Consider the following 16926-nt stretch of genomic DNA (forward strand, 5'->3'; position numbering starts at 1 on the left):
CTAGCTTACCCGGAAGGAGGGTAGTTACTAACCCCACATCTGCACGAGGGTGAGCATCACGCTGTAAGATTGTCGGGTAGCGATAGAACACTTCCAACTTTCGAGGAGTCTTATAACTCATGGCGAACTCCGTTGAGATGCCCGAGCTGGGCGAATCCGTAACCGAAGGCACCATCACGCAGTGGCTCAAGTCCGTCGGCGATACCGTCGAGGTAGACGAGCCTTTGCTCGAGGTCTCCACCGACAAGGTCGACACCGAAATCCCCTCCCCCGTAGCTGGCACCATTATTGAAATTAAGGCTGATGAGGATGACACCATCGAGGTCGGCGAAGTCATCGCCATCATCGGTGACGAGGACGAGGCTGGCTCCGCATCCAACGACTCCTCCGCTGAAAAGGGCGAAGAGGAAGAAGCAGACACAAAGGAAGAGCCGAAGGGTGACTCTTCTAACGGTGGTTCCGGCGAGGCAGCCGATGTAGAAATGCCTGAACTCGGCGAGTCCGTCACCGAAGGCACCATCACCCAGTGGCTCAAGTCCGTCGGCGATACCGTCGAAGTAGACGAGCCACTCCTCGAGGTCTCCACCGACAAGGTCGACACCGAAATTCCTTCCCCGGTAGCAGGCACCCTGGTAGAAATCCTCGCCGACGAGGACGACACCATCGAGGTCGGCGAAGTCATCGCCCGCATCGGCGACGAAAACGCCACCGCATCCTCCTCCAACTCCAAGTCCGAAAACGAAGACAAGGAAGAAAAGAAGGAAGAACCAAAGACCGAAGAAAAGGAAGAGAAGAAGGATGACTCTTCCAACGGTGGTTCCGGCGAGGCAGCCGATGTAGAAATGCCTGAACTCGGCGAGTCCGTCACCGAAGGCACCATCACCCAGTGGCTGAAGTCCGTCGGCGATACCGTCGAAGTAGACGAGCCACTCCTCGAGGTCTCCACCGACAAGGTCGACACCGAAATTCCTTCCCCGGTAGCAGGCACCCTGGTAGAAATCCTCGCAGACGAGGACGACACCATCGAGGTCGGCGAAGTCATCGCCCGCATCGGCGACGAAAACGCCACCGCATCCTCCTCCAACTCCAAGTCCGAAAACGAAGACAAGGAAGAAAAGAAGGAAGAACCAAAGACCGAAGAAAAGGAAGAGAAGAAGCCTGAGCCAAAGGCCGAGGAAAAGAAGGAAACCAAGCAGGATTCCTCCTTGAACACCTCCGCCAAGGTCAATAATGGCGATAACGTTCCTTATGTCACCCCGCTGGTACGCAAGCTGGCAGATAAGCACGGCGTGGACCTCAATAACGTTGAGGGCACCGGCGTAGGCGGCCGCATCCGCAAGCAGGACGTGCTCGCGGCTGCTGGCGAGGGCGAGGCACCTGCCAAGTCTGGCGCACAGTCCGATAACTCCCCGCGTGCTCGTTGGTCCACCAAGTCCGTGGATCCGGCCAAGCAGGAGCTCATCGGCACCACTCAGAAGGTCAACCGCATCCGCGAAATCACCGCCGCCAAGATGGTAGAGGCGCTGCAGATTTCCGCACAGCTTACCCACGTGCAGGAAGTCGACATGACCGCCATCTGGGATATGCGCAAGAAGAATAAGCAGGCTTTCATCGACAAGCACGGTGCCAACCTGTCCTTCCTGCCATTCATCGTGAAGGCTACCGCTGAGGCTTTGGTCTCCCACCCGAACGTGAATGCTTCCTATAACCCAGAGACCAAGGAGATGACCTACCACTCGGATGTCAACATCGCTATCGCCGTTGACACTCCGAAGGGCCTGCTCACCCCGGTCATCCACAAGGCACAGGACATGACCCTGCCGCAGATTGCTCAGCAGATTGCAGAGCTTGCTGATAAGGCCCGCAATAACAAGCTGAAGCCGAACGATCTCACCGGTGCTACTTTCACCGTGACCAACATCGGCTCCGAGGGCGCCATGCTCGATACCCCGATCTTGGTTCCGCCACAGGCCGGCATCCTGGGCACCGCGGCTATTGAGAAGCGCCCAGTCGTTGTCAACGAGAACGGCCAGGACGCCATCGCTATCCGCCAGATGTGCTACCTGCCATTCACCTACGACCACCAGGTGGTTGACGGTGCGGACGCAGGTCGCTTCATCACCACCATCAAGGACCGCCTGCAGACCGCTGACTTCCAGGCAGACCTCGAAGTCTAAAGGTTCTATCGCCGCTTAAAGCCTCCGAGCCCCACCGCGGGGCTCGGAGGCTTTTGCCATGTCTGGGGTGCCAAGTGGGGGTGATAAATGCATCATCGCCCGAACCATTCATCCCGTTTTATTGGGGGCCTTGCACGGACCCTCACTCTAACCCCGTGGTGAGCGCAGTAGGCGCAATGTTAAGCAGTGATACGGCGCATAAAAGTCTCTAAAGGGGCATCGGTTCACCCATTGTTAAACATATAATTGGGGCGGTTACAGCCATTGTCCCCCACTAAGGAGTCTCACTGACATGGAATTCATCTCCCGCCACCTAGGGCCGGATTCTGCGGAGCAGGCCACCATGCTTGCGACGGTAGGCTACAACAGCGTGGACGCGCTGGTCGATGCCGCGCTTCCTCCCCAGATCCGCGCCGCTGAACCCCCTCAGCTGCCAGTAGCCCTTTCGGAGGATGAAGCACAGGCTAAATTGCGGGAGTACGCCAACCAGAACACGGTTCTGAAGTCCTTTTATGGGCAAGGCTTTTCTGACACCCTTACTCCGGCTGTCATCCGCCGCGGGCTGCTGGAGGACGCGGGATGGTATACCGCCTATACCCCGTATCAGCCAGAGATTTCCCAGGGGCGTCTAGAAGCGCTGTTGAATTTCCAGACCATGGTTGAATCCCTGACTGGACTGCCCATCGCCAACGCGTCCTTGCTGGACGAGGCCTCGGCCACCGCCGAAGCCGTGGGGCTTATGTCCCGCGCGGTAAAAAAGGGCCGCCGCGTGGTGCTGGATTCTCGCCTGCACCCGCAGGTGCTTACCGTTGCGGCGGAGCGCGCCCGCGCCATTGACCTCGAGGTGGAAATCGTCGACCTGCGCGAAGGCCTCGTTGGCGAGGATCTTATTGGTGCGGTCATTGCCTATACCGGTACCGAGGGCGATATCTTTGATCCCTCCACCATCATCGAGGAGCTACACACCCGTGGCGCACTGGCTACCGTGGCCACCGACCCGCTTTCGCTGCTCCTGCTGGAGGCACCTGGCTCGCTGGGCGCCGATATCGTGCTCGGTTCCTCCCAGCGCTTCGGAGTCCCGCTCTTCTTCGGCGGACCGCACGCTGCCTACATGGCGGTCACGGACAAGCTCAAGCGCAAGATGCCGGGCCGCATCGTAGGCGTGTCCAAGGACGCGGATGGTCGCCCCGCTTACCGCCTGGCACTGCAGACCCGCGAGCAGCACATTCGCCGCGAACGCGCCACCTCCAATATCTGTACCGCGCAAGCACTACTGGCCAACGTCGCCTCCATGTACGCTGTCTACCACGGCCCGCAAGGCCTCAAGGCCATTGCCCAGCGCGTTCACGCGCTCGCTTCCTCCTTTGCGCAGTCCGTCAAGGATGCCGGAAAGCAACTAGTGTCCGAGGACTTCTTCGACACCGTTACCGTCTCCGGCGTCGACGCCGCCACCATCAAGGCCGACCTCCAGAAGGAGGGCTACCTCGTGCGCACCATCGGCGAAGACAAGGTATCGGTATCCTTTGGCGAATCGGCGACCAAGGGGGACGTCACCAAGCTTGCCCAGGCCTTCGGCGCCGAAGCGGCTGAGGCTGATTTCGCCCTGCCGGAGAACCTGCTGCGCAGCGAGGAGCCGCTTCAGCACGAGATCTTCAACCGCATCCACTCTGAGACCCAGATGCTGCGCTACCTGCGCAAGCTGGCCGATAAGGACTTAGCGCTCGACCGCACCATGATCCCGCTGGGCTCTTGCACGATGAAGCTTAATCCCACCGCAGCCATGGAGCCCATTTCCTGGCCGGAGTTTGCAGGCATCCACCCCTACGCACCAGAGGAGACTACCGCCGGCTGGCGCGCATTGGTTGAAGAGATTGAAGGCTGGCTGGCCGAGGTTACCGGCTACGCTAAGGTCTCCATCCAGCCCAATGCCGGTTCCCAGGGCGAGCTGGCCGGCCTGTTGGCCATCCGCCGCTACCACGTAGCCAATGGTGATAACGAGCGCGATGTGGTGCTCATTCCGGCCTCCGCACACGGTACAAATGCGGCCTCGGCTACGCTGGCTAATCTGCGCGTTGTCGTGGTGAAGACCGCCGAGGATGGCTCTATCGACCTAGCGGATTTGGATGAGAAGATTGCCAAGCACGGCAACCACATCGCCGGCATTATGGTGACCTACCCGTCCACCCACGGCGTCTTTGACCCGGAGGTCCGCGATGTGTGCGATAAGGTCCACGCGGTAGGAGGCCAGGTCTATATCGACGGCGCGAATATGAACGCGCTGACCGGCTGGGCCCGCCCGGGCCAGTTCGGCGGCGATGTCTCCCACCTTAACCTGCACAAGACCTTTACCATTCCACACGGCGGTGGCGGCCCAGGCGTTGGCCCAGTCGCAGTGGCCGAGCACCTCATCCCCTTCCTGCCCACCAACGCCGCGGATCCGCGGCTGGATGCCACCACCGCTACCCCGGTAGGTCAGGGCGTGCCGATTACCAATACCGAATACGGTTCGGCCGGCGTGCTGCCTATTTCCTGGGCTTACTTGGCCATGACCGGGACACAGGGCCTGGCTCAAGCCTCCGCCCATGCCATTTTGGGTGCGAACTACCTAGCTAAGTCCCTGCAGGATTCTTTCCCTGTGCTCTACACCGGCAACGCTGGCTTGGTCGCGCACGAATGCATCCTGGATCTGCGCGCGCTTACCGACGCCTCCGGGGTCACCGCCGCGGACGTAGCCAAGCGCCTCGTAGACTTTGGCTTCCACGCCCCGACCCTGGCCTTCCCTGTGGCCGGCACCCTCATGGTGGAGCCCACCGAATCCGAAGACCTAGGCGAGCTAGATCGCTTCATCGAGGCTATGCGCACCATCCGCGCCGAGATCCAAGAGATCATCGATGGCGAGGTCTCCTATGAGGGCTCCGTTATCCACCATGCTCCATTTACCGCGGAGTCCGTCGGTGCCGATACGTGGGACTTTTCCTTCAGCCGTGAAAAGGCCGCTTGGCCGGTGAAATCCCTGCGCCACAACTATAAGTACTTCCCGCCGGTGCGCCGCATCGACGAGGCCTACGGCGATCGCAACTTAGTCTGTAGCTGCCCGCCGCCAGAAGCATTCGATATCGAAGAATCCTAAGGAGTAACCATGTCTGAGCTTCTTACCTCCCCGCTTCATGCCGAACATGAGAAACTCGGCGCGACCTTCACGGCCTTCGGCCCGTGGAATATGCCGCTGAAGTACCACAACGAGTTGGACGAGCACCGCGCGGTACGCAATACCGCCGGCTTATTTGACCTTTCCCACATGGGCGAAATCTGGGTCAACGGCGCCGACGCCGGCAAGTTCTTGTCCTATGCCTTCATCTCCAACTTTGAGCCACTCAAGGTGGGCAAGGCCAAATACTCCATGATTGCCGCAGAAGACGGCGGCATCATCGATGACCTGATTACCTACCGCTTTGAGGAGGATAAGTTCCTCGTCGTGCCGAATGCTGGCAATGCCGATACCGTGTGGGACGAGCTCAATAAGCGCGCTGAGGGCTTCGATGTTTCCCTGAAGAACGAATCCCGCGACGTCGCAATGATCGCTGTCCAGGGTCCTAAGGCCGCAGAAATCCTCGTGCCGCTGGTAGAGGATAATAAGCAAGATGAGGTATTTCACCTCGGCTACTACGCCGCCACCATGGGCAAGGTAGCGCGCACCTTTGCCATCATCGCGCGCACCGGCTACACCGGCGAGGATGGCTTCGAGCTCATCGTGTATAACTCCGATGCCCCACAGCTGTGGGAGGAATTGCTCAAGGCCGGTGAGGAATATGACATCAAGCCGTGTGGCCTGGCCGCCCGCGATTCCTTGCGCCTTGAGGCCGGCATGCCGCTGTATGGCAACGAGCTCTCTCGCGATATCACCCCAGTAGAGGCGGGCATGGCCCGTGCCTTTGCCAAGAAGGAAGCTGATTTTGTTGGCTCCGAGGTCATCCGCCAGCGCGCCGCAGACGGCCCGCAGGTGGCGATCACCGGCCTGATCTCCGCGCAGCGCCGCGCCGCGCGCGCCGGAGCCGAAGTTTTCGCCGGAGACAAGAAGGTAGGCACCGTTACCTCCGGCCAGCCCTCCCCCACCTTGGGCCACCCAGTAGCCATCACCATGCTGGATACCAGCGCCGAGCTGGAGCCCGGAACCGAAGTCGAGGTAGACATTCGCGGCAAGCGCTATCCTTTTGAGGTAACCGCGTTGCCGTTCTACAAGCGCGATAAATAAGCATCTTCTCAAACAGCCCGAAAGGACTACATCACCATGGCCACCCTTCCACAAGATTTCTCCTACTCCGAAGACCACGAGTGGGTCAACGCTGCCGCTGACGCCGTTGCGGGCGCTACCGTGCGCATCGGCATTACCTCCGTGGCGGCAGACCGCCTCGGTGAGGTCGTCTTCGCCGAACTGCCGGAGGTAGGCGATACCGTCACCGCCGGCGAGTCCTGCGGCGAGGTCGAATCCACCAAGTCCGTCTCTGACCTCTACTCCCCTGTTACCGGCACCGTAAAGACCGTGAACGAGGCCGTGCACGATGACTACGCCGTCATCAACAACGATCCATTCGGTGAGGGCTGGCTCTTCGAGGTCGAGGTGGATGAGGCCGGCGAGCTCATGGATGCCGCCGCCTACGCATCCGCCAACGGCCTAGACTAATTCGACCCACGCGGGAGGGTGTGCCATGCGCATCCTCCCGCTTTGCTTTGCCCACCGCACCAGAGGAAACTTTTGGCTATGACTGCACCACGCGATCCTTTCTTTCCCGCCGAGCGCTCCATTCGCGCTTCCGATAAGCCACTAGAGGTCCGGTTCCTGGGCCGGATGGACTATCAGGAGGCGTGGGATTACCAGGCCGAGGTCGCGGCCGCGCGTGCCAAGGGCGAGCAGGGCGATGTCGTGCTGGTAGTAGAGCACCCGAATATTTATACCGCCGGCAAGCGCACCCAGCCGGAGGATATGCCCGATAACGGCCTGCCCGTTGTCACCGTGGACCGCGGTGGGCGCATCACCTGGCACGGCGAGGGCCAGCTGGTCATCTATCCCATCATCAAGCTGGCTGAGCCTGTCGACGTCGTTGACTATGTCCGCCGCCTCGAAGAGGCCACCATCCAGACCGTGCGACAGATGGGGGTGACCACTGCCGGGCGCATCGATGGCCGCTCGGGCGTTTGGGTCCCTTCCACCACCGAAGCCAAGGATCCGGCTGCCCCGAAGCGCGACCGCAAGATCGCCGCGCTAGGCATCCGCATCACTCGCGGGGTCACCATGCATGGGTTGGCGCTCAATTGCTGCAATACGCTGGAATACTACGACCACATCGTGGCGTGCGGCATCGATGACGCCGACGTCACCACGCTGTCCCTAGAACTCGGCCGCAAGGTCACCCTCGAAGACGCCACCCAACCGCTCTTGCAGGCGCTGGACGACGCCCTCTCGGGCCGCCTCATCGTCGCCGACCACACCTTCGGCTCAGCCCCGGATCCCACGAAGCTGGCGAATGAAAGGGCACGGGAGAGGCGTCGGCAAGCGCGGCAAAAGCCCTAGTTCGGGGCTGGCGCGGAATAGGATGTGACCGCGGTGACTTATACCAAGCAGAGCTATTAGCCATCACCACCATCAACCGATAAAGTGAGTTTTTGTGACTGTTAAGCCCGAAGGACGCAAGATGCTCCGCATTGAAAAGAAAAATGCGGAGTCACCCATCGAACAAAAGCCACGCTGGATCCGCAACCAGGTCCGCACCGGCCCCGGCTACGAAGATATGAAGTCCCGCGTGGCCGGCGCTTCCCTCCACACCGTGTGCCAAGAGGCAGGCTGCCCGAATATCCACGAGTGCTGGGAATCCCGCGAGGCAACGTTCCTCATCGGTGGCGATAAGTGCACCCGCCGCTGCGACTTCTGCGATATTGCCACCGGCAAGCCGGAGGAACTAGACCGCGACGAACCGCGCCGCGTGGCCGAAAACATCCGGGAAATGGACCTTAACTACACCACCATTACCGGCGTTACCCGCGATGACCTCCCGGATGAGGGCGCATGGCTCTACGCCGAGGTCGTGCGCAAGATTCACGAGCTTAACCCGCATACCGGCGTAGAAAACCTCACCCCGGATTTCTCCGGCAAGCCGGACCTGCTCGAGGAGGTCTTCGAGGCTAAGCCGGAGGTCTTCGCCCACAACCTGGAGACCGTGCCGCGCATCTTCAAGCGCATCCGCCCCGCCTTCCGCTATGAGCGCTCCTTGGACGTTATTCGCCAGGCTCATGACTATGGTCTTATCACCAAGTCCAACCTGATCTTGGGCATGGGCGAGACCGAGGACGAGGTCGAAGAAGCACTGCGTGACCTGCGTTCTGCTGGCTGCGATATCATCACCATCACCCAGTACCTGCGCCCCGGCCCGCGCTTCCACCCGATCGAACGCTGGGTACGCCCAGAGGAATTCGTGGCCCACTCCAAGCTGGCTAAGGAGCTCGGTTTCGGCGGTGTCATGTCTGGTCCGCTGGTGCGCTCGTCTTACCGCGCCGGCCGGCTCTACGTGCAGGCCATGGAAAAGCGCGGCTTTGAGCTGCCGGAAAACCTCAAGCACCTAGCCGAGACCTCCCAGGGCGCCACCGCCCAAGAGGCCTCTACTCTGCTGGAGAAGTACGGCCCATCGAAGGAGACCCCCGTGACCACCCGCATGGCCAAGGCCCCGGCAAATTCCAATTCGGCGGCGGCCACCATCCGCTAAACCGAACGTTTTCATAACGGCCTGCGCTTTGCGCGTGGGCCGTTTTAACATTTATGCCCGTTGACCTTTAAAGTAGGAGCCATGGCGAAAGATGACAAGGCAGCACTAAAGGCTGCAAAGAAGCAAGAACGCGCGGCCAAGCGCCAGCAGCGTAAGCAAACTTGGTCCCAAATGTGGCAAGCATTCAACATACAGCGCAAGCAGGATAAAGCGCTTATCCCGATCATGCTGGGTGCCTTCCTGGGAATGGGCTTGCTCTTCTTCCTCATTGGCCTGCTTTTTGGCGGCGAATGGTTCATGCTCATCCTCGGCTTGGGCATTGGCGCGCTGCTCGCCATGTTCCTATTTACCCGCCGCCTTGAGCGCGATATGTACAAGCGGGTGGAAGACCAGCCGGGTGCTGCCGGCTGGGCGCTGGAGCAGCAGCTGCGCAATACCGTGGGCATCGTGTGGTCCGTAAAGACCGGTGTGGCCGCCACTCGCCAGCAGGATCTTATCCACCGCGTCATCGGCAACGCCGGCGTCATCTTCGTTTGTGAGGGCAATAAGAACCGCCTACGTCCCACCCTCAACCAGCTCAAAAAGCGCGTGGACAAGATCGCCGGTGGCGTTCCTGTCTACGAGATTTTCGTAGGCAACGGTGAGGACGAGGTTCCTGTTTCCAAGCTGCGCAATAAGGTCATGAAGCTTCCGCGCAACTACAATAAAAATGAAACCTATGAAAACATCCGCCGCATCGAGGCCATGGATTCCATGCCGGGTACTACCCCAGGTATGCCCAAGGGCCCGGTTCCCCACCAGGCGCAGAACATGGCCGGCATGAACCGCCGCATGCGCCGCGCCCAGCAGCGCAAGAAGAATAAATAGGCGCCTAGAGCTAATCCCTGCCGCACTTCGGACGATGTGCGGCAGGGATTTTCTTTTGCTCTAACTACGCCGACGAATTAGGAGCGGATAACGATGGTGCCGGTGGCGCGGTCATGCATGCCGCGACCGTCCGCATCAACCATGGCTGCTGGAAAGAGCACGCCGGTCAGCAGCGTACGCAGAACGGCGCGCCACAGACCTACGCGGGCACCGGGAACGTCGAGACGCGCCACGCCCATCCCTAACAGCAACATGCCCGGGGTGCGGGCAAAAAGCCAGCCGCACACAATGCCCATGACTACCCACAGGGCGTAGCCCAAAAAGGCCACCCCACCGAATTCCGTAGTGAACATGTGGATGAGGTTGGCAATAAGCATACACACGATCCAGTCAATGGCTACAGCGCCAGCGCGGCGGCCTACCGAAGCCAAAGATCCAGCTCCAGACTCGGGAAGACCGAGCTTTTCTCCCGGCCAGCGGCCGGGTCCTTCCATGTCATCGTATTCGCCCGGAATATTCGGCCCATCGAGCCACGTACGCTTATCTGCCATGCTCACCAATCTAGCGGGCGCAAAGTGAGATGTGAAACGAGGGGAATCGCGATGCCCGAGTTGCGAAACTAGTAGGCTATAGGGAGACAATTCACCGGTCAACAACGAGGAGACAATCGTGTCTTTCGAGACAGTGCAGGACATCGTCCAATTCATTGAGGACGAGGATGTAAAGTTCGTCGATATCCGCTTTACGGACGTCCCAGGCACCGAGCACCACTTTTCCATCCCAGCAGACGAGTTCACCGTAGAAGATGCCGAAAATGGCCTTGCCTTCGACGGCTCCTCAATCCGCGGATTCACCACCATCGATGAATCCGATATGACCCTGGTGCCGGATCCGGCCACCGCGCATATCGATCCATTCCGCACCGCAAAGACGCTGAACATTAAGTTCTTTGTCCATGACCCGTTTACTTTTGAACCCTTCTCCCGCGATCCGCGCAACATCGCGCGCAAGGCAGAAGAGTACCTCCAGTCCACCGGCATTGCTGATACCTGTAACTTTGGTGCCGAGGCCGAGTTCTACCTCTTTGACTCCGTGCGCTACGCCACCGATACCCATCACGGTTTCTATGAGGTGGACTCCGATGAGGGTTGGTGGAACCGTGATAAGGAAACCAACTTCGATGGCACCCCGAATACCGGTTATAAGACCCGCATGAAGGGCGGCTACTTCCCCACCGCGCCGTATGACAAACACGGTGAGGTTCGCGATGCCATGGTGGAAAACCTGCAGAAGGTAGGTTTCCAGATCGAGCGCTTCCACCATGAGGTGGGCGCCGGCCAGAACGAGATTAACTACCGTTTCAACTCCATGCTGCACGCCGGCGATGACATTCAGACCTTCAAGTACGTGATCAAGCAGACCGCGGCTCAGTGGGGCAAGACCGCTACTTTTATGCCTAAGCCACTGGCTGGCGATAATGGTTCCGGCATGCACGCACACATGTCCCTGTGGAAGGACGGCAAGCCGCTTTTCCATGATGAGGCTGGCTACGCGGGCCTGTCCGATATCGCCCGCTACTACATTGGCGGCATCCTGCACCACGCAGGTGCTGTGCTTGCATTCACCAACCCAACCCTGAACTCCTACCACCGCCTAGTTCCGGGCTTTGAGGCACCGATTAACCTGGTGTACTCCCAGCGCAACCGCTCGGCCGCTATCCGCATCCCAATTACCGGTTCCAACCCAAAGGCCAAGCGCATCGAATTCCGCGCTCCGGACCCATCCGGCAACCCCTACCTGGGCTTTGCCGCCATGATGATGGCCGGCGTCGACGGCGTGAAGAACCGCATCGAGCCGCATGCTCCGGTGGATAAGGATCTCTACGAGCTGCCACCGGCAGAGGCTGAGTCTATCCCACAGGCACCGACCTCCCTTGAGGCTTCCCTCAAGGCCCTGCAGGAGGACATGGACTTCCTCACCGAGGGCGATGTATTCACCGAAGACCTCATCGAGACCTACATCAACTACAAGTACGAGAACGAGATCAACCCGGTTCGCCTGCGTCCTACCCCGCAGGAGTTTGAGATGTACTTCGACTGCTAGAGCTGCGCTTGCCGACGCTCCTTAGAGACCGTCGGACCTAACGGCCTAGGACCTAGACCCCAAGACTTCAGCAACGAAGTCTTGGGGTCTGTTCTGTTCTTAGCGCTTTGGATTCAACGGCGACCAATCTACCACCGAGTTGAGCTGAGCTCGAACATCCTGCCATGGGGCCGTTAAGTCTAATGCTTTCGCCGCAATCTGATGCCCGCGAATCGTCGTATCGAGATTAGGGCATATTGCTTCATCTGTTTTGGTATAAAGCAAGATCCCAGCCACATTTCTCGCTCCTGTCGCAGCTAGATTATCGACGTAACTTAGCAACTGGTAGAGATGCGGTGATTGTACTTTCGGTACTCCAGAGCGGCCATACTGCATAGAAGTTGCATAGTATTTTGCATCGATAATCAACGAAGAAAATCCATCACTCATGGTTACATCCGTGAACATACTGGGCAGCTGCTCAGCGCCGCTGATGGTCTCTTCAATATCCCAGGGAACTTTGGGGGCGCCTACCGATAGTTGAGGATAGTGCTGCTGAAAATAGCGCAGAAGGAATCGTTCGTACAATGCGCTTTCCACCTTCTCATCAAGCCAAGATGACAGTACCCTGCCCTTTTCAGCTTCTCGTTGCAGCAGCCCCTCGATTACGAGGCGGCAAACGCCGTGCATCAGACGATATTTGCTGGTCATCCTAGTGTAGTGAATATCGCGCCAGCCAATTGAATATGGAGATATGCTTGAAACCTCTGAAAAGTACCCAAGAGCATCCCGCAATCTCCACCTGCGGTCTGTTTGCACCTCCCCTTCCGTGAGCAAGAGCGACAAAACGCATTTTAGGACTTGGTTGTGCGGGGTATCGGCTACGTAGTCGGCATATTCACATACCACTGCCCCACGGCTGCGCGCTCCCCAAGATAGTGTGCTCGCGAAATCAATGCGCCCGCGAATGGTGCTTAACTCTTCTGCCTGGGACACATAATCATGATGCAGTCCACGTTGCTGCTGTGCTTGAACCCCTTGAAGCATAATCTCAGCACACAAATCGTGCAGATGTTCAAATTCCTCGGTAGCAAAGGACGCAGCCTCAGCCTCTTCGATTGAATCAAAAGCATAAGCCAGCATGATGTAGATATTGCGCAGTACGCGGGAGCTTTTCTGCCTAGGTGGCCCTTGATCCACAGGGTCGTGGGAAAATACGGCCTCCATCATTTCACCGCGTTACGAAGAACCGTTGCCCACTCATCGACACGACTAGGGCTATCAAACCAATACTCCTCCACCAACGGAATGAGATCGTCCTCAACCACTGAATACAGCCAGTCCTCTTCTGTATCCTCAGCTGAAGATCCGTTAAGCACGTAGCTATGTCCAACCATAAATCCTGGCCCTAAGCGGGGATCCTCCGAAATTTCAGCATTTAAAGCTCGCAATGCATCGACTAGTTCATTTAGAGCTTGGCTGTCTTGCTCGGACTTCCAGTTTAAAAACCCATCGCTATCAAATGCGGGAGAAATGTTGAAAAACCCAAAGCGTCGCCTCAGTGCGTAGTCCATGACTGCCAGACTGCGGTCTGCAGTATTCATCGTTCCAATGAGATAAACGTTGTCCGGAACGCTAAAGAATTCATCACTATAGATAAGGCGAAGCTCGTTGTCGCGCTTATCGGCTTCGATAAGCATGAGTAATTCACCAAAAATCTTAGAGACGTTTCCGCGATTGATCTCATCGATTATGAAGAAATATTCCCGATCAGGATCCTCACGTGCCTTCTCACAAAAGTTATAGAAGGGACCATTAATCAGCTCGAACCCACCTTGGGCATTCGGGCGAAATCCCATCATGAAGTCTTCGTAAGAATAGCTCTGGTGAAATTGCACCTGCTCAATCCGAGAGGGATCCTTTTCACCCATGAGGCCAAAAGCCGCTCGACGAGCTACAAATGTCTTTCCCACCCCCGGTGGGCCCGTCAAAATGACATTCTTTTTTCGTTTCAAAACGGACTGCAGCCGATTGAATTGATGCGGCGTAAAGAAAACTTCTCGCAAGAAATCCTCTTCCGCATAGGCAGCTACCGAAGTAGTGTGGCTGTACTGGTCGTCCTGTTCAACAGCAAGTACAGCGTCAAGTTCGTCGATTTTGCTGCGCTTTGTGGTGATGTTGGTTAGCGTCTTCTGCGCCATTCTAAACGGGGTCTCCCACTCACCGCTGAATTCCCAATTCACTGAACGCACATTGCGGTACTCGCCTCGTTGAGGGTCATAGCGCGGCCCCGATTCTACGATTCCTCGCCCGACAATTTCAGACATTCCTCGCCGAGCGTAGACGATGTCGCCTACCGACATCTTGTGTTGAAATTCCCACACTGCAAGAGTGTCGTTGCGAAAGCTTTTTGTTGCGTCCTCTTCTTGCAACTTGGCCTGAATCGCATCGCGCTCGGTGTACGAACCAAAATCCCCGAGCTGATCCCACCCCAATGCCATGATGCTTTCCACTTGAAATTCTTCCCACTTTTGAGCGTTTTCGCCGGGAGCAAAAATCCAATAATTGCGACGCTGGGGTTCAGCCGGTGGTTCATCTGACCACTGAGCGAAGATTTTGTCAGACCAGAAACCAAACTCGCCTTCATAATGTTGAGCTAATGCCGTGCGAATGGCATAAAGATCACTGTCAATGTCTTGCGGGTCATTTCCCGAACGGCTCCCTATGAGGTCGCTAAAGCCAATGACAATTTTTTCTTTGAGTCCTTGGGATGAAATCGGCTCAAAGGATTCTGGCGCCATCAAGAATTGCATAATATTGCGGATATCCGAGCGATCCACTGTCGGTAGTCCCAACATGAACTGTTGAAGTCTGGCAGCATCACTCGCGATAACCCGCCGCTGTTCTTCCTCCTCCGCGCGGAATTCCTCCACGAAGGCTGCCATCCACGAAATATGCCGCCACATGTCCCCGTTGAAAGCTCGGCCTTGCTTTAGCCCGGCCACGCCTGACTTTCTATTCATGGCCGAACGCATGCCTTCTGGAATCTCAACGTCTCGATGCAAGTGTTTAAGTACGCTTTTGACATGATTCAGGCGTGTTTGTGGCCGCGCATTTAGAAGCGGCTGTTCTCGGAGAAATACCAATTCAGCAGCAAGGAGCACGACTTCGTCGCTCGCTCCGTCTAGCTGAATATCCAATTTTTCCCACTGCGTCATGCTCGTCCCGTCAATCGGGTCTTTTTCAACTCGGTTACGGATCTCGCGTGCCGCTGAAATTTTCCAAATATTGACGGTGGGATCGATCACGGAGCTACCGTCGCCTATTAAATTCTCAATGAGCGGCGCCACCTCTCGAGCAATTTTCATATCCGCAGCAAATCGGGATTCGAGGTTTCGCTGGTTTCGAGGGAATAGTGCGTCTTCAGCCATTACCCCATTATCCAACACTCGATTGATTGAGTCAGCTGGATTGGCGAAAACGGGTGGCCTGATTTAAGGACATAGAGCCGATTTCTAGTCTTCTCGGCTCAGCGCTGAACCACGTCTAATGTGCGACCCCAGACACACATTCACGTGGGATTGACCCCCGCCCCTATATACCCGCTTAGCGAGAGTTCTCACCAGCAAATACGACAGTAAAATTCTGATTTCCAGACCAGAAGAAATTAACATATGGGTGTGACTGATAGATTCCGCCAACTCCCCGCCCCGGGCCCCGCATGGGGAGGTAGCCTCATGGGCACCTCCATCGTTTCGCGCTTGCTCGTGGAAGAGGGGATGATGATTCTGGCTGGCATTTTTGCCGCGATCGCCTGTGTCATCTTTGTCGTTCTCACCGTCGGTTTCTTGCGCTATCGGTATCCCAGTTTTGAGCGCACCACCATGGCGGAATGGTCAATGTTTTTTATTGGCATCTTGGCGCTCGGCGCAGCACTTTCCGGCCTAACAGATGTCCCTACCTACCGCCTCGTCGGCTTTTGGATCGGTGGGCCAATCACGGTCATTACTTGGGCGATCCAGCTCACGCGCTTTGATGGCGAGCCCCGATTCACCTGGGGCCTACCACTCGTTGGCCCGATGATTTCGGCCTCCGTTTCCGGCTGGTTGGCTCACGATTACGGCCCGATGTACCACGTGATGGGTACCGGATTTTTCGTGATGTCCCTGGTGACAGCTGTTCCAACTTTTGCCCGCGTCTACTGGGCCGCGTGGCACGGCAAGGTAGATTTTACTGGCGCAAAGTCTGCGACCGCTTGGGTTCCTTTGGGCGTAGTGGGCCAATCCACTACCGCGATGCAGATACTTTTCCCAGGTCCCGTATCCATTTATTACGGCATCACTGCTCTTATCATCGCCGTTCCGCTGTCCATCTATGCCATGTTTACTTTCTATCCCAATGTGGCTCGGTGGGTGCCTTACTCCCCCGCCTGGTGGTCTTGTACCTTCCCGCCGGGGACCGTAAGCATGGGTGGCCACCAGCTGGCATTGGTCAATGGCTCCGAGCTTATCGACGCCATTGCGCTCACCATCCCCGTCCTCCTCACGGCACACTGGATGTTGTGCTCCATCCGCTTCCTCAGCTGGGTGTGGGAGGGCAAGAAGGAAACCGGCCCCGAAGAACCGCTCATCAAAACGGGGGCATAAAGAACTTAAAAGGAGGTGTCTCTAATGCAAGGCTCCTCCCCGATCACTTTTATCGCCTGGGATAGCGCCAACCTGCCGGCAGTAAGAGAAGTACTTACTGGCCTGCAACGAGACGGCATTTATTTATGCCGCGGCCGTCTGCTGCTGGAGACATCGTGGCTCGGCCAGGGCGCTCGGGACTTCTACGCCACTGCGTGGCGCTGGAGCGCAGATGATTCCCCGCTCTTTTGTGACTTAGCCCGGCGCGGAGAGCTCCTACTTACTATCAGCGATACCGTGATTGCATGTGGCAACGAGGCTGATATCGACGCTGCGCGCGACTGCATTGCCCAGGAGCTCATCGCCGTCCAGAATGCGCAGCAACTGTGCGAGCTGCTTGCCGACGCCGCAGAAGATTAA

At 57.6% G+C, this 16926-nt stretch carries 13 protein-coding genes; 10 read left to right on the forward strand and 3 right to left on the reverse strand.

Annotated features, from left to right (window positions below):
* Positions 1 to 119 precede the first annotated feature (119 nt).
* The 7 genes from sucB to L8V01_RS02465 all read left to right on the forward strand — a co-directional run bounded on the left by sucB (position 120) and on the right by L8V01_RS02465 (position 9799).
* Complete coding sequence (gene sucB, locus L8V01_RS02435; protein WP_269945561.1) at positions 120 to 2177, forward strand: 2-oxoglutarate dehydrogenase, E2 component, dihydrolipoamide succinyltransferase; 2058 nt, start codon at positions 120 to 122, stop codon at positions 2175 to 2177.
* A 292-nt stretch (positions 2178 to 2469) separates the two neighbouring features.
* A complete protein-coding gene (gene gcvP / locus L8V01_RS02440; RefSeq protein WP_269945562.1) occupies positions 2470 to 5307 on the forward strand; it encodes an aminomethyl-transferring glycine dehydrogenase in 2838 nt (945 codons plus the stop codon).
* A gap of 9 nt (positions 5308 to 5316) precedes the next feature.
* On the forward strand, positions 5317 to 6429 hold the full coding sequence (gcvT, locus tag L8V01_RS02445) for a glycine cleavage system aminomethyltransferase GcvT (protein WP_269945563.1): 1113 nt from the start codon (positions 5317 to 5319) through the stop codon (positions 6427 to 6429).
* Positions 6430 to 6465: 36 nt separating this feature from the next.
* Positions 6466 to 6858, forward strand: coding sequence for a glycine cleavage system protein GcvH (gene gcvH, locus L8V01_RS02450; protein WP_259885847.1), 393 nt, complete (start codon positions 6466 to 6468; stop codon positions 6856 to 6858).
* 78 nt (positions 6859 to 6936) lie between these two features.
* Positions 6937 to 7746, forward strand: coding sequence for a lipoyl(octanoyl) transferase LipB (gene lipB, locus L8V01_RS02455; protein ID WP_269945564.1), 810 nt, complete (start codon positions 6937 to 6939; stop codon positions 7744 to 7746).
* Between the two features lie 121 nt (positions 7747 to 7867).
* Positions 7868 to 8932: a lipoyl synthase gene (gene lipA, locus L8V01_RS02460; protein ID WP_269945899.1), complete on the forward strand. Its 1065-nt coding sequence runs from the start codon at positions 7868 to 7870 to the stop codon at positions 8930 to 8932.
* 81 nt (positions 8933 to 9013) lie between these two features.
* A complete protein-coding gene (locus L8V01_RS02465) occupies positions 9014 to 9799 on the forward strand; it encodes a DUF4191 domain-containing protein (protein ID WP_269945565.1) in 786 nt (261 codons plus the stop codon).
* Between the two features lie 77 nt (positions 9800 to 9876).
* Here the strand turns inward: L8V01_RS02465 and L8V01_RS02470 are convergent, their stop codons facing one another.
* Positions 9877 to 10350 (reverse strand): RDD family protein, encoded by a 474-nt coding sequence (locus L8V01_RS02470; RefSeq protein ID WP_269945566.1) that lies wholly within the window; start codon positions 10348 to 10350, stop codon positions 9877 to 9879.
* Positions 10351 to 10468: 118 nt separating this feature from the next.
* Between L8V01_RS02470 and glnA the strand changes: the two genes are divergently transcribed.
* Positions 10469 to 11902, forward strand: coding sequence for a type I glutamate--ammonia ligase (gene glnA, locus L8V01_RS02475; RefSeq protein ID WP_269945567.1), 1434 nt, complete (start codon positions 10469 to 10471; stop codon positions 11900 to 11902).
* A 99-nt stretch (positions 11903 to 12001) separates the two neighbouring features.
* Here the strand turns inward: glnA and L8V01_RS02480 are convergent, their stop codons facing one another.
* Both L8V01_RS02480 and L8V01_RS02485 read right to left on the reverse strand, forming a co-directional pair.
* Complete coding sequence (locus L8V01_RS02480; protein WP_269945568.1) at positions 12002 to 13111, reverse strand: 5-methylcytosine restriction system specificity protein McrC; 1110 nt, start codon at positions 13109 to 13111, stop codon at positions 12002 to 12004.
* The gene (locus tag L8V01_RS02485; RefSeq protein WP_269945569.1) at positions 13108 to 15312 is read right to left on the reverse strand and encodes an AAA family ATPase; all 2205 of its coding nucleotides are present in this window, start codon (positions 15310 to 15312) and stop codon (positions 13108 to 13110) included. The genes L8V01_RS02480 and L8V01_RS02485 overlap by 4 nt, the downstream gene beginning before the upstream one ends.
* 249 nt (positions 15313 to 15561) lie before the next feature.
* On the opposite strand from L8V01_RS02485, the gene L8V01_RS02490 reads away from it, so the two are divergent.
* Positions 15562 to 16527, forward strand: a complete 966-nt coding sequence (locus L8V01_RS02490) for a TDT family transporter (protein WP_269945570.1) — start codon at positions 15562 to 15564, stop codon at positions 16525 to 16527.
* Positions 16528 to 16551: 24 nt separating this feature from the next.
* Positions 16552 to 16926: a hypothetical protein gene (locus L8V01_RS02495; RefSeq protein WP_269945571.1), complete on the forward strand. Its 375-nt coding sequence runs from the start codon at positions 16552 to 16554 to the stop codon at positions 16924 to 16926.

The organism is Corynebacterium curieae (assembly GCF_027570035.1).
Lineage (GTDB): Bacteria > Actinomycetota > Actinomycetes > Mycobacteriales > Mycobacteriaceae > Corynebacterium > Corynebacterium curieae.

Coding starts and splice junctions, on each gene's coding strand:
- L8V01_RS02465 (WP_269945565.1), top strand. CDS start 9,014: ATGGCGAAAGATGACAAGGCAGCACTAAAGGCTGCAAAGAAGCAAGAA.
- L8V01_RS02495 (WP_269945571.1), top strand. CDS start 16,552: ATGCAAGGCTCCTCCCCGATCACTTTTATCGCCTGGGATAGCGCCAAC.
- lipB (WP_269945564.1), top strand. CDS start 6,937: ATGACTGCACCACGCGATCCTTTCTTTCCCGCCGAGCGCTCCATTCGC.
- L8V01_RS02485 (WP_269945569.1), bottom strand. CDS start 15,312: ATGGCTGAAGACGCACTATTCCCTCGAAACCAGCGAAACCTCGAATCC.
- gcvT (WP_269945563.1), top strand. CDS start 5,317: ATGTCTGAGCTTCTTACCTCCCCGCTTCATGCCGAACATGAGAAACTC.
- gcvP (WP_269945562.1), top strand. CDS start 2,470: ATGGAATTCATCTCCCGCCACCTAGGGCCGGATTCTGCGGAGCAGGCC.
- lipA (WP_269945899.1), top strand. CDS start 7,868: ATGCTCCGCATTGAAAAGAAAAATGCGGAGTCACCCATCGAACAAAAG.
- sucB (WP_269945561.1), top strand. CDS start 120: ATGGCGAACTCCGTTGAGATGCCCGAGCTGGGCGAATCCGTAACCGAA.
- L8V01_RS02470 (WP_269945566.1), bottom strand. CDS start 10,350: ATGGCAGATAAGCGTACGTGGCTCGATGGGCCGAATATTCCGGGCGAA.
- L8V01_RS02480 (WP_269945568.1), bottom strand. CDS start 13,111: ATGATGGAGGCCGTATTTTCCCACGACCCTGTGGATCAAGGGCCACCT.
- gcvH (WP_259885847.1), top strand. CDS start 6,466: ATGGCCACCCTTCCACAAGATTTCTCCTACTCCGAAGACCACGAGTGG.